This is a genomic window from Enterococcus sp. MMGLQ5-1 (assembly GCF_013155265.1).
Lineage (GTDB): Bacteria > Bacillota > Bacilli > Lactobacillales > Streptococcaceae > MMGLQ5-1.
On sequence record NZ_JABJXU010000002.1, the window covers coordinates 182,379 to 195,606 of the forward strand.

Here is a 13,228-nt window from a genome sequence, read left to right on the forward strand (position 1 = left end):
GCTTTCTCCTAAAATCGTTTAATAATCAGAAGTAACGATTAATAATTTTTGATAAAGTGGTAACAGCTGATCAATCACATTTAAAAAATCAGTTATCATTTGCTGATCTGAGGTAGCTTCAAATTGGGATTTTAAAAAAACCTTACCAATTTCGAGTTCACTTTTTTTGACATTTTGAAAACGTAAAATGGCCTGTTGAAACGCTGGCTCAGTGATTGATTGAAAACTGGGTACCGTATGATCCTTTGAAAAAACAAACTGCTTCGGCAATTGTGTCAATAGCGCTGGATTTTCCGCTAAGTAATTCGCTGCAAGCATTTTTGATTTTGGCTGATCAATTATTGACAGATACAGGTAGACATAATTTTGCCAAATACCGAGTTGAAAATGCGGTTCCATTTTATAGCCTCTTTTTTGCGTTGAAATCGCACACCACGTATTGTCTGGTGCATAGGCTGTTCTTCTTCGATGCTGAGCAATATGTAAAAAGCACGATTGTCCAATTGACGATGCAATTCGTTCTTTTAAAATTTCGCCAATGCTTTGAAAAATCGGTTGAATTTCTTGGCGAATTGCTATCATTCGCGGCGCTAGCCCCTCAATTTCAAAAACCTTAAAACTATCTGTATCAAACACTAAGCTCTCCTCCTTGAATAATTTTAAACTATCAATTATAAATTATTAATATGACTTTTTAGCATAAATTGATGACGAGTAATTGCATATTCAGCTATAGACTGAATACAACGATTTTTTATCGTGCCCTTAAATTGCCGCTTAAATTTTAAACCGCATTTTTGCATTACACGCTCTGATTGAAGGTTTTGCTTGATTAATTCACCATATATTTCTTGGACTGGTAGCTCATCAAAAATTATTTTAATTAACTGATTCAAAATGAGTGGCATAATACCTCTGCCCCAGTAGCTTTCATTAAGAACGTAGCCAAAGGTTGCACAATCTAATTGGCTGCTAAAGCGCAATTCAATCGTCCCAATCATCTTAGCATCCTTTTTAGATTCAATTGCCCACTTGCCCAATGGTTCCTGCATGAAATAGCTGACAATTATACGTTTTGTTTCATCGATTGTTTGATGGGCATTAAAACTGAGAAATTTTGTAATTTTTGGATTACTTGCATATTCAAACATTGCTTCACTATCATGTAATTGAACCGGTCGCAAAAGATAATCGCCAATTTGTAGGAATTGATATTTTGCCAAAAAAAGTAATTGTTTCAAGCTAACACCTCCATTTAGCTATTTTACCATAAAATATACAAATCTTTTTTCGCCAAAATGAATGTGGTAGAATAGAATTATTGAGTGAAAGAACGGAGTAAATTATGTCTTTAAAATCAAGTACTGCTAAATTTGTTGGCCAGTCGGCCGGCAAAATTCTAAAAACCTTTTTCAAACGCGGCAGCTCATATCCTGGTAGCCTAGCCTTAAAAATCGATCCTGCCATTTTAGAAATATTAGCAAAGGATTATGAAATCATAGTTGTGACTGGCACAAACGGTAAAACATTAACTACCGCCTTGATTGTTCAAATTTTAAAAAGAGCCTATGGTAACGTTTTAACCAATCCTACTGGTGCTAATATGATTCAAGGCATCACTTCGACCTTTTTGACTGCTAAAAAGCATAAAAATCAAAAAAACTTTGCCGTCCTCGAGATTGATGAAGCTAGTCTGCCCAAGGTTACCGAATATTTGACCCCTAATTTATTTGTGTTCACCAATATTTTTCGCGATCAAATGGATCGCTATGGTGAGATTTATACAACCTATGATTTGATTGTTAAAGGTGCCGCTAAAGCACCGAATGCCACGATTTTAATGAATGGCGATTCTCCTATTTTTGCATCAAAGGAAATCGTCAATCCAATTCGATATTACGGCTTTAATCACCTAGCCAATCATGAGCAAATGGCACATTATAATACCGAGGGTGTCCTCTGTCCAAACTGTCAGCATATTTTACAATATCAAATGATTACATACGCCAATCTAGGCAAATACTATTGTCCAAATTGTGATTTTAAACGACCTGAATTGTCCTATCAGCTGACCGAATTAAACAAAATGACTAATGAAAGCTCAGATTTTACAATTGATCGCATCCCAATCCATTTAGAGGTTGGTGGCTTATATAACATATATAACGCCCTTGCAGCCACAGCGGTTGCTGAGTACTATCAAATCAAACCAGAAATCATCCAAGCCGGACTTAGCTATGATGAAAAAGTTTTTGGACGTCAGGAAAAATTTGAGATTGGCAATAAGCAGTGTACTTTGATTTTAGTTAAAAATCCAGTTGGCACTAATCAAGTATTAGATATGATTGCTAAGGCGCCTTATCCTTTTACCCTGGTTACCCTATTAAATGCTAATTATGCTGATGGTATTGATACGAGCTGGATTTGGGACGCCAACTTTGAGTCAGTTAAAGCAATGGCCGTACCTTTAGTGATTGCCGGTGGACAACGACACCAAGAAATCGCCCGACGCTATCGAGTTGCAGGTATTTCCAGTGCACAAATCAGCGAAATCGGAACTGATTTTGAAACACTTATCAATCAAATTAAAGCCGCACCAAGTGAGCATGTCTACATTTTAGCAACTTACACCGCGATGTTAGGTTTGCGTAGCGATTTGGCCGAAAATGGATTTATTAAAGGAGGAATGTAGGATGGTCTTTCAAAGCTTAGCAAGCGATGCGAATCAAAATTTTCAGTATCAATTAAATGTCTGCCATCTTTACGGCAACCTATTAAATACTTATGGCGATAACGGTAATATTTTAATGTTAAAATATGTGGGTGAAAAAATGAATGCTCGCATGAATTTTGAAATTGTTTCGCTGGGAGACCATTTTAAATCTGACTACTATGATTTAGCTTTTTTCGGTGGTGGTCAGGATTATGAGCAATTTATTGTATCCGAGGATATTCAAAATATTAAGAAGGAAATTACAGCCTATATTAATGATGATAAACCGCTTCTAGCAGTTTGTGGGGGGTATCAGCTACTTGGAGAATATTATATCGAGGCAAGCGGTCGAAGAATTGAAGGCATCCATGCAATGCCACACTATACTTTAAATCAAGATCACAATCGTTTTATTGGCGATATTGAAATTTATAATGAAGAGTTTGATGAAACCTACTATGGATTTGAAAATCATCAGGGGCGAACCTTTCTTGGTGATGGCGAAAAACCACTAGGCATCATCAAGTATGGTCAAGGCAATAATAACGAGGACGGTACAGAGGGCGTTCATTATAAAAATGTCTTTGGCACTTACTTTCATGGGCCGATTTTGTCTAGGAATGCAAAGCTAGCCTATCGACTAATTAAAATTGCTTTAATTAAAAAATATGGCTCGGCTATACAGCTGCCAACTTTTGAAGCTATTCTGGCAGAAGAAGTTTCGCGGGCTGTTGATGATAAAAAACGCAAGGTTGAACTAAAATAATAAAGGTTCAATGTCAAATCAGACTAATTTTACTAAAAATGATCAATATGGATATCAAGCAGCCGTCGTCAGATGACTGCTTTTGAGGCTGCTCATACTACATGGAATGCTGCAGTTTTAAAAATAATTCAAAATATAATCCCATGCCTATTACCTCATATTTCCCAGAAACAAACCCAAATTCACGCAGTTTTTTTATCATTTTAAGATAAATAAAAATTGGACCGAAATATTTATCAGTCCAATTTATTATAGAGCCTATTCATTTAAAGTCTTAATATAGTCATCCCAATAAAATCCTTGCTGTAGTTGAATACCTTGAGCTGCAAAAAATTCAGCTTGTGCTTTCGTCTCAATACCTTCAATGATTAAGGGAAGCTGATTGGTCTCAGAAAAGCGCTGCCACTCTCGCAACGACTCTTCGTAGCAAGTATAGGATTGACCAGTGTGATAGGGTAATAAAGTAAATTTAATTAAATCAGCATAGCCCTTTAATGCTTGAGCAAGGTTCATTTTATTTTCCCCAGTTCCAATATCGTCAAGCGCAATTTGAAACCCGAGGTTTTGCATCTTATTAAGATAGGTCTCAATTAAGGCAAGCTGTTCAATATTCCGAACGCCATCGGTCATTTGACCTTCAGTTAGCTCGATTGTTACCGATTTAGCAAAAGGTAGCCATTTTTGTAATTTGGCCTCGGTTATTGATAATTTAATCTGCTTAGGATCGATATTGACATGTAGTCTTATTTTCTGATTATTTTCAAAAAAATTGACAACCATTTCATAAAACTTATCAAATAATTGTTGGGTTTCCCTTTCAGATTCTGTGCTAGCATTAAAAAAATTTGCTGGAAAGCTTTTTGTAGCGTTTGAGCGTAACAAGGCCTCCTTGGCATAAATAGATTGATATTCACCCTTTTGTCCCACTTTGACAATTGGTTGAAATTCAAAATAAAGCTGTTCGCTAACACAATTCATTTCAATCATAGCTATTCTCCTCTCGTCATTATATTTTTCAATCAAATATAATGCGATTCCTGCCAGCTGCTTTGGCCTTATATAAATTTAGGTCCGCTCTATGAATCGCTGAACGTGCCTCTTCAATGTTAATTAAATTAGAGATACCAATAGAAATCGTAATCGCAACTGGCTGACCATTTTTATCAATTAAATCATAATCAATTGCTGCCACGCTTGTTAAAACTGATGCCATCAATTCATTGGCCTGTTCATCATTATAGTTTTCAATAATCATAGTAAATTCTTCCCCACCAGTCCGATAAAATCTCACTTTATCCGAACGATAGGACATGAAAATTTTAGCAATTGCTTTCAATACCTCGTCACCAGTCAGATGACCGAATTGATCATTGATTGATTTAAAAAAATCAATATCAATCATTGATAGGTGGTAGGTCGATTCGTTTTTTAATCTAGAAAGATCTAAATAAAACCTTCGGTTATTTTTTAAGCCTGTCAAATAGTCAAATTCAGATTTTTCCTTGATGCTCCGAATCTGGTGAATAATCCATAAAAATGCAATAATCATGGCACTGCTTGAAATGATTAAAACAAGGTAAATCTGATGATCCTTAAAAAAATTGCCATAAACAACTAAATTAATAAAGGCGCCGACAAATAACGTATAAAGAGAAAGTATAATGAGCTGACCAAAATCATTAATTCTTTTTTCTAAGAATCGATAAACAAAAAATAGCGTGGCAATCAAAATCATACCATAAATAAATGAGTTAATTGCTGCTTGATTGACACTCCACAGGAAACGAAAAATGCTAATAATGAAAATACTAGGCAGAGTAACCCGAGGTCCAATGTATTTTATCGAAAAAACATAAAGTAAAAATCGATAATCATAGTGTGCACCGTCAACAACAACAGAGAATTGTAATAATAATAAACCAACAACTATAACAATCACAATATAATTTAACCTTCTTTTAGGTGAATGATCAATTGAGCTGACTGCTGCTTCGTCTCTGGTTAGAAAAAAGAATATTAGAACAATTAATAAAACTGCCATATCAGCCAAAATACTTACAATCATTTTGCCTCCATAACTTTTAAAAATTTAAGGATTATGATTGACGAAGGATTACCTTTTTAAAGCTTCGCCAATTTTGTATTAAAATTGCATAAATAATTAATGAAATTCGATTTGTTTTATCTTCTAATGGAATTTCATCAGAGGGTTTAGCGTACGTCTGTTCAACAATATAGGCATAGTTTTTTTCGGACAATGATTCAAAAATAATACTAATACTATAAGCCGACTCAGATAAATCACTAATTCTTATAAATTTACTATTTATTAAGTATCCATCTATTTTTAATAATAATTTTTGGTCATTATTAAAAATCTCTTTATTCTTATCATTTATTTTTATTCTTGCGCCAAGTTCATTCCAATCAATTAATTGTCCTGTAACTAATGAAACGGCTGCTTCATCAAAAATTTCAACTGGTTTATCAGAATAAAAGCGTTCTGCTTTTCTAAAGCGTGGTCGCTCAAACGGCAAGAGTGCTGCAAGACTTAAAGCGATTAGATTATATAACAGCCAAAAGAAATTAATATAAATCGCTTGATCAGGTCCATTAAAGGTTAAATGGTTAGTTAATATTAAAATACACTTAATTAAAGCAGCTAATGATAAGCATAGAAGCACTAAAATGGGGGTAGCAATTTTCCAATTATAAAAAGCCTTATGTGAATTTTTCCCTTTATTAGTGACGACAAATTGATGCTTTGTCCTAAAAACTGCTTCACCAATAACTGCATAGGACATGAAAGGTGCCATCACGGTTTCGTAAACATTTGAGACCAATACCGCCTGCTTCCCCTGACTAATGCGATTAAAAGCTAATTGAGATACGAGAAAAGACGGTAACCAAAAATAAATAATACCATTGAAATCAGCATTTAAGCTATAAAAGCCTAGTAAGATAAACCAAATTGGTGCAAGTAGGAATATCATTTTATAAATACCAGAAAACCAATAATGAATGCCATCCGCATATAAGAGCTTTTGAATCATATTCAATCCCTTCATTTTTAAAGGGTTAAATTTTCGAGCAACTTGAATATTACCACGCGACCAGCGGTCACGTTGTTTTATCAAATCGCCAAAGGTTTCAGGTGCTAAACCACTAGCAAGATTTTCATTAACAAAACGTGTTTCAAAGCCCTTAGCTTGAATTAGCATACCGGTTGCCATATCCTCTGTGATAACCCCTGTCGAAAAGCCACCAATCTCCTTTAGGCATTGTCGACTAAAAATTGCATTCGAGCCAACATACATAACCGAATTGTAAATATCCTTTTGAGCTTCAATACGACGCATAAAAAAATCTTGGTCATTGCTTAAATAATCCCGTGCATAAAAGTTAAATTGATAAGGATCATCATTAAAAAAAGTTTGTGGTGCTTGAACAAAGCCCATTTTAGGATTAGCAAAATAACCAACCATCTTCTCTAAAAAATCTACTCTCGGGACCATATCCGCATCCAAGGTTACTATCAATTCGCCCTTTGTCAAAGCTAGCGCATGATTAAGATTACCTGCCTTAGCGTGCTCATGCGTTTCTCGACTGATGTAATTAACAGCTAAATCCTTTGCCAAAGCTTCAATTGTAGGTCTACTACCGTCATCCAAAATATAAATTTGCAATTGCTCCAATTTTGGATAACGCATATTTTTAGCTGCCAGAACTGCTCTTTTTAAAATGAGCTCATCTTCATTATAGGTTGCAATATAGACATCTATGCTTGGGTATTGATTGTTTAAATCCTCTAAGCTTTTCTTTTCCTTTTGATTCTCGTTAAAAAACAAAAAATAGAAAACAAATGATAGTAAGAAGCCACCGATTTCAGCAATTAAAAGCAATATTCCAAGAACAAAGCTAATTGCATTCATATCAGGTAGTGTATAGAATATTCGCCAAATCAGATAGACTGCCATTGAAATAATATAACTAACTATCAAAATTTTTCTAAAAAAATTATTTTTTTTGGATAAGCCAAAAATGACAAATAATAATACAATAAATAACGCTAAAAAAATAAATCCTTGAGTAATCATCAACTCTCCTTCAACATTTCCAATAATACTAACAAATTAATAGAATCAGCGTAATACTTTCCTTGAATTTTTGTGTTTAAAACATTTTCAAAGGTCCTTTTTTTAAAAAAATCATTATTAGACCAACGTAAAGCAGCTAAAGCTACAGGGGCAAAAAAAGCAGGCGAGCTATATGTAACAAGAGGTATTCCTGAAATTTGATAACCTGCCAAAATGATCGGCTGCTGTTCAAAAAATGACAACATCTTAGAGCAAACCTTCCCTGACACAAGGTTAGCAGCAGTCGAAAGTCGCCATGGTAAACGATTAGCATTCCAATAGTAAGCATTATCATGGGGACCCTCTAATGAATTAGGCTTGGCAACTTTAATTGTTTCAGCAGTTACCCACAAAAAATCAGAAATTAACCCTGTTAGTGTTAAACGGCTAGCATAATCCAGTACAAATTCCGATTTTTCTTTAATCATTAACCAGTGCTCATTTAACGTTTTTTGATAAAAGTATGCAAAATAATGCAGATTAAGATCTGAGCTTCGAACTAAACAATCATAGCTTTTTTCTTGTTTTGCCCATGCGCCAACCATTAAAAGCTTATTTTTATGCTGAAAGCAATGCTGCAAAAGTGCGTTCAAAATTTCTAAAGCAAGCTGAAAATAATTATATCTTCCGTTATCGCCCCATAGCTCAGCAGCTAAAAAAAGGGCATAGGCAATATCCATATCTCCATCAGTTGCATTGGTCTGATTACTTATTTCAGTCACCATGCCAAATTCCGATTGTGCTTGTCGCCAAGACATTAATGGATTTGCAGGGCTAATTCGATGCTTTAAATAATAGGCTACTAGCAAATCAAAATCTGACTGGTAACACCAGTCAGATAGTGCAGCCTTTACAGTAATCAGCATTCCATAGCCCTGTCCTTCGGAAACACAAATCGCAGGACCTAGCTCAGCACTGTTCACAAAAACACCATTTAATGTTTTTGTTAGATATGTCTGACGCCATTTTTGCACGCTCACTTTGAGTTTAGATAAAATCTCTTGGTTATCAGAAGACAATATACCTCCTACTTAATATTTAAATAGCAACTTATTAATATAGCTTCTCATATTTTAACTCATTATACTCTATTTATTATATATTAAAAATAATGTTTACTATAAAATTATAAAAAAATGCTATTTTAAGGCAACGGCTCAAAATAAAAAGGGAGCGGGACAAAAAATCCCAACCCTTTCATAATATTCATAATTTACAGGCTAAATTGCCTAAAAAGCGTAAATGGCTGTTCTGAAATGTGAGTCCAAGTTAAAAATAATTATAGCGATATCTTTTATCGCAAATTATTTTTTCTTGTCCTGTATCGAACATTTTAAGTCGATTAAGCTAGATTAGCTAAGCATCTCAAACAATTACATTTCCCGCTCGGGCGAAATACGCCCGATTAAATAAACATGAAGTTAGCTTGTCTAACAGACTTTCTATCTTAAAACTGTTCAAATAGAGACGTCATCCGGTCAGACAGAAAACGTCTGACTGTATAAACGAATGACTCAGCTATTTTTCACAGTTTTAATCATAGCTAGAAAGCACCTTGCCTAACAGACCTTCTATCTTAAAACTGTTCTCATCCGGTCAGACAGAAAGCATCTGACTGTATAAACGAATGACTCGGCTATTTTTCACAGTTTTAATCATAGCTAGAAAGCACCTTGTCTAACAGACCTTCTAGCTTAAAACTGTTCAAATAGAAACACCATCCAGTCAGAGTGAATAAGCACCTTTTTTACGCCGTTAAGCGTCTTTTGTTACAGCCTATTTGATTAAATATTTAAATAATCCCGCTAAATGCATGGATACAATTGACTAAATTTGAAATCGCATTCAAATAAAAGACAATTGCTAAAGCATATTTTTTCTGTCTTAGTGATTTGGTGCCAAAAATTAAACAGGCAATTAACATAATCAGTGTAAAAATGCCAAAAATTGATTTTTCCATGGAATCTCCTATTATTTTTTAAAGTTATACTCTTTTTTATTTTGACGGTATACATAGCCAGGAATTTGCCAAACACCCCTTTTTTTAGCCTGTGCACCTTGTTGAAGGCTTAAAAAATCATCCACCTTTGAATCATTTCCTTCAGCAACATAACGAACAATCGCATAACCCTTTTTAAGCAAATCAGCCTGTAGTAGCTTATCGTCTATGTATAGATAAACTAAATAGCGATCGAAGCGGTCCTTACGCTGTCCAAGATCGAAGGCAATCTCGATTTTTTTTGATTGAGCTGCCTGCTTCGTTGTATAATAGGCTACTTCCTTACCCATTGGCATTATAAGATGATTTGCCTCTACTGACTCTGGTGTATCAATAATCAGCAAACGCACTCGAAATTGAGTATTTTTATAGGATAATTTTAAGGTGTCACCATCAACCACTCGAACCAGATTAACCCTGATCCTTTCAAAGGGCTGAAAGCCTTCAAATAAATCCTTTCCAACATCACTTGCTGGTAGTAGCTTCTCTACGGCATTCCTCAGTAATTTTTTGATAATACTCTGATAGCTAAATCTCATTTTATGATTTTACCTCATCTACATCAGTCACGATATCGCCAAAAAGATTTTTTGCCTCATCAACAAACGCTTGGTGCGCACTAGCCTCTTTTTTTAACCTGTCATTTACTGCATCATCTTGCTCTGAATCATTTTGCACCTTCTGGTTTGCTCTGAATTGAGCTCTATATTGATCACGAATAGGTAACCAATTATCATGTCCAATCCCAATCATTTTAGGTGAAAATCCAACTAAATTACTAAGTAGGTTTTCAAATTCATCAGGTAATTGTTCGTTTTCCATCGCTTTTTTTGCCAAAATTTCTTCTGAAAAATCAAGCACGACGCCATGTTGACTCGCCGCCACAGGCTGACTAGCGTTCAATAACGCTCGTTGAACAGGCGATAAATGAGCTAAAAATTCATCCCAAACACGGAGGACATCTAAAAGCTTTTGCTTTTCAGCAGCCTTTAAAACTGCAACAATTTCATCTTTAGAGACGGTTACTTTAGCTAACGGTTTTTTGATTGATTGCTTTGGACTGGCAGCAGGCTTTTCAGCATTTTGGCTTTGATTATGCTTTAATTGGTTCACCTCTCGACGAAGTGAATCAATTTCTTCTTTTAAATTTTGGATTAATGCATGACCTTCAAGGGACTCATCATTTGCCTGCACCGATGGCTGTTGATTGGCTAATTCAATTGTTAAAACCTCAGCAATTAACTTCGGCTGAGTCGAAAAACGAAGATTTTCCAGTGCTTGATTGGCTTGATTAATCAATTTAATAATTAATTCAGTGCTTGCCTTACTATTTATTTGAAATTTTTCTGTCGGTACGACTTGTAAATGCTTTGTCTTTTGAAATAAGAGCAGGTCTCTAAGATAAGCCAGCAATTCATCCACAATTCGATTGATCTGGACACCTTCATCATATAACTGGTTTAAGCTTTCAATCGCAGAGCTTGCATCATGATTGATAATGGCTGAAACATAATCATCCTTAAATTGCTCAGAAAGCAAACCACTGACAATTAAAGCATTGTCGGTTGTTAATTGCTTATCATCTAACGATAAGGCCTGATCAAGTAAGGAAAGCGCATCACGCATTCCACCTAAAGCTGCCTTAGCTATAGCTACAATGGCATCATCCTCATATCGAACTTGATTTTCATCTAAAATTCGGCTTAAATGCTGTTGAATTTGTTCAACCTGAATACTATTAAATTGGAATCGTTCAACGCGTGACAGGATTGTCGCAGGCACCTTATGTAATTCAGTGGTTGCTAAAATAAACACAACATTTGCCGGTGGCTCCTCTAGGGTTTTAAGCAGAGCATTAAAGGCGCCGGTAGAAAGCATATGCACCTCATCAATAATATATACCTTATATTGCCCTTGTGTTGGCGCGTAATTGACCTTATCCCTTAACTCACGGATTTCATCAACACCATTATTACTAGCCGCATCTATTTCTAAGACATCATCATAAATCCCATCGGTAATTTGCTGGCAAACTTCACATTGATTACAGGGTTCGCCATCCTGCTGATTCGGACAATTAACAGCTTTCGCAAATATTTTGGCTGCACTCGTCTTCCCTGTCCCTCTTGGACCTGAAAAAAGATAAGCATGAGAAATTTTTCCCGTCTTTATTTCATTTTTTAAAGCATTTGAGATATTTTCCTGCCCAACCATCTCTGAAAAGGTTTGAGAACGATATTTTCGATACAATGCCTGATAACTCATAGCCACCTCTAAATTTCTAAATTCATATTCACTTAGATATCATTATAACATATCAAAGTGTCACTTTTTTTAGAGCAAAATTAAAAAAACGTTTTCTAAAAGTAAATTTAAGCATTCAAGATTTTTACTCTGTATAACTACTTATATTTCAATTAATCGTGTAAAATGAAGAGTGTATCTAAAATAACTTAGGGAGGTCTATTCATGGGAATTATTAAGGCAGCAACAGGCATGGTTGGGGGCGCTTTAGCAGATAGCTGGTTAGAGGTCATCGAGCCTAATGATTTAGGACAAGATACCTTATTAACTAATGGTATTGCAGTTCGCAGGGACGATAAACGGGGCAGTAATAAAAAAGGGACAGCTGATTTCTTAACTGATGGTTCTGTAATTCATGTTCCAGTCAACACAATGATGCTTTTAGTCGATGGTGGTAAGGTTATTGATTACTCAGCTGAGGAAGGCTACTATACCGTCAAAAATGATAGTGCACCAAGTATGTTTGCTGGCAATTTAAAGGGCTCAATTGACGAAGCATTTAAACGCTTTAAATTTGGTGGCGTTACACCTCAAAAGCAACAGGTCTTTTTTATCAATCTTGCAGAAGTCAAAGGGATTAAATTTGGCACCCCGAGTCCTTTACAATATTTTGATAATTTTTACAATGCTGAATTATTTGTGCGCGCCTTTGGTAACTACTCTATTAAAATTTCTGATCCAATTCTATTTTATGCTAATGCTGTACCAAGAAATTTAAATCGTGTTACCATCGATGACATCAATGCTCAATTTTTATCAGAATTCATCATGGCATTAACAGCTTCGATTAATCAGCTATCTACACAGGGCATGCGCATTTCCTATTTACCATCTAAATCAACTGAATTATCTCAGTTTATGTCAACGACGCTTGATGAATCTTGGAAGAGCTTACGAGGCATTGAAGTTGTTTCAGTCGCAGTCGAAAGTATCTCTTATACACAAGACTCACAGGAATTAATCAATATGCGCAATAAAGGCGCTATGCTTGGCGATCCCTCAATTCGAGAAGGCTTCGTCCAAGGCTCGATTGCTGAAGGTCTAAAGGATGCTGGTAGCAATGCTGCTGGCGCAGGCAACGCATTCTTTGGTATGGGAATGGGGATGAATGCTGGCTCAGGTGCCTTTTTCCAAAACAATGCACAAAATAATAAGCCAAACGAACAGTCAGCAAAGGCGGAACCAGCTGAGCAGCAAAAAATTGAGATGGCTTGCGCCAATTGTGGTGCAATTGTTAATTTGGCAGCAGGTATTCCTAAATTTTGTGCCAATTGTGGTCAGCCCTTTGTTGCAAAACCATTGGGGTGATT

General features: G+C 35.5%; 12 protein-coding genes. 3 read left to right on the forward strand and 9 right to left on the reverse strand.

The window, feature by feature from the left end; genetic code table 11:
• Positions 1-18 precede the first annotated feature (18 nt).
• Positions 19-636: a DUF1054 family protein gene (locus HOY35_RS03825; RefSeq protein WP_172210668.1), complete on the reverse strand. Its 618-nt coding sequence runs from the start codon at positions 634-636 to the stop codon at positions 19-21.
• A gap of 35 nt (positions 637-671) precedes the next feature.
• On the reverse strand, positions 672-1,241 hold the full coding sequence (locus HOY35_RS03830) for a GNAT family N-acetyltransferase (protein WP_172210667.1): 570 nt from the start codon (positions 1,239-1,241) through the stop codon (positions 672-674).
• 104 nt (positions 1,242-1,345) lie between these two features.
• Between HOY35_RS03830 and HOY35_RS03835 the strand changes: the two genes are divergently transcribed.
• Together HOY35_RS03835 and gatD are read left to right on the forward strand one after the other, a co-directional pair.
• Positions 1,346-2,692 (forward strand): Mur ligase family protein, encoded by a 1,347-nt coding sequence (locus tag HOY35_RS03835; RefSeq protein WP_172210666.1) that lies wholly within the window; start codon positions 1,346-1,348, stop codon positions 2,690-2,692.
• Position 2,693: 1 nt separating this feature from the next.
• Positions 2,694-3,479, forward strand: a complete 786-nt coding sequence (gatD, locus tag HOY35_RS03840; RefSeq protein ID WP_172210665.1) for a lipid II isoglutaminyl synthase subunit GatD — start codon at positions 2,694-2,696, stop codon at positions 3,477-3,479.
• A gap of 258 nt (positions 3,480-3,737) precedes the next feature.
• Here gatD and HOY35_RS03845 read toward each other — a convergent pair whose 3' ends face one another.
• The 7 genes from HOY35_RS03845 to dnaX form a co-directional block, all read right to left on the reverse strand.
• Positions 3,738-4,466, reverse strand: a complete 729-nt coding sequence (locus HOY35_RS03845) for an EAL domain-containing protein (RefSeq protein WP_172210664.1) — start codon at positions 4,464-4,466, stop codon at positions 3,738-3,740.
• Positions 4,467-4,494: 28 nt separating this feature from the next.
• Complete coding sequence (locus HOY35_RS03850) at positions 4,495-5,544, reverse strand: diguanylate cyclase (RefSeq protein WP_172210663.1); 1,050 nt, start codon at positions 5,542-5,544, stop codon at positions 4,495-4,497.
• Between the two features lie 31 nt (positions 5,545-5,575).
• A complete protein-coding gene (locus tag HOY35_RS03855; protein WP_172210662.1) occupies positions 5,576-7,576 on the reverse strand; it encodes a glycosyltransferase family 2 protein in 2,001 nt (666 codons plus the stop codon).
• Positions 7,576-8,634, reverse strand: a complete 1,059-nt coding sequence (locus tag HOY35_RS03860) for a glycosyl hydrolase family 8 (RefSeq protein WP_172210661.1) — start codon at positions 8,632-8,634, stop codon at positions 7,576-7,578. The genes HOY35_RS03855 and HOY35_RS03860 overlap by 1 nt, the downstream gene beginning before the upstream one ends.
• A gap of 773 nt (positions 8,635-9,407) precedes the next feature.
• Positions 9,408-9,575, reverse strand: a complete 168-nt coding sequence (locus tag HOY35_RS03865; RefSeq protein ID WP_172210660.1) for a hypothetical protein — start codon at positions 9,573-9,575, stop codon at positions 9,408-9,410.
• Positions 9,576-9,586: 11 nt separating this feature from the next.
• On the reverse strand, positions 9,587-10,153 hold the full coding sequence (locus HOY35_RS03870) for a thermonuclease family protein (protein ID WP_172210659.1): 567 nt from the start codon (positions 10,151-10,153) through the stop codon (positions 9,587-9,589).
• A 1-nt stretch (position 10,154) separates the two neighbouring features.
• Positions 10,155-11,879 carry a DNA polymerase III subunit gamma/tau gene (gene dnaX / locus HOY35_RS03875; RefSeq protein WP_172210658.1) on the reverse strand — a complete coding sequence of 575 codons (1,725 nt, stop codon included), beginning with the start codon at positions 11,877-11,879 and terminating at the stop codon, positions 10,155-10,157.
• 204 nt (positions 11,880-12,083) lie between these two features.
• Between dnaX and HOY35_RS03880 the strand changes: the two genes are divergently transcribed.
• Entirely contained in the window at positions 12,084-13,226 is a 1,143-nt protein-coding gene (locus tag HOY35_RS03880) for an SPFH domain-containing protein (RefSeq protein ID WP_172210657.1), read from the forward strand.
• Positions 13,227-13,228 lie beyond the last annotated feature (2 nt).

Bases quoted from the DNA above. Each gene is read 5' to 3' on its own strand.
- HOY35_RS03850 (WP_172210663.1), bottom strand. From the start codon at position 5,544: ATGATTGTAAGTATTTTGGCTGATATGGCAGTTTTATTAATTGTTCTA.
- HOY35_RS03845 (WP_172210664.1), bottom strand. From the start codon at position 4,466: ATGATTGAAATGAATTGTGTTAGCGAACAGCTTTATTTTGAATTTCAA.
- HOY35_RS03870 (WP_172210659.1), bottom strand. From the start codon at position 10,153: ATGAGATTTAGCTATCAGAGTATTATCAAAAAATTACTGAGGAATGCC.
- HOY35_RS03855 (WP_172210662.1), bottom strand. From the start codon at position 7,576: ATGATTACTCAAGGATTTATTTTTTTAGCGTTATTTATTGTATTATTA.
- HOY35_RS03880 (WP_172210657.1), top strand. From the start codon at position 12,084: ATGGGAATTATTAAGGCAGCAACAGGCATGGTTGGGGGCGCTTTAGCA.
- HOY35_RS03865 (WP_172210660.1), bottom strand. From the start codon at position 9,575: ATGGAAAAATCAATTTTTGGCATTTTTACACTGATTATGTTAATTGCC.
- gatD (WP_172210665.1), top strand. From the start codon at position 2,694: ATGGTCTTTCAAAGCTTAGCAAGCGATGCGAATCAAAATTTTCAGTAT.
- HOY35_RS03835 (WP_172210666.1), top strand. From the start codon at position 1,346: ATGTCTTTAAAATCAAGTACTGCTAAATTTGTTGGCCAGTCGGCCGGC.
- dnaX (WP_172210658.1), bottom strand. From the start codon at position 11,879: ATGAGTTATCAGGCATTGTATCGAAAATATCGTTCTCAAACCTTTTCA.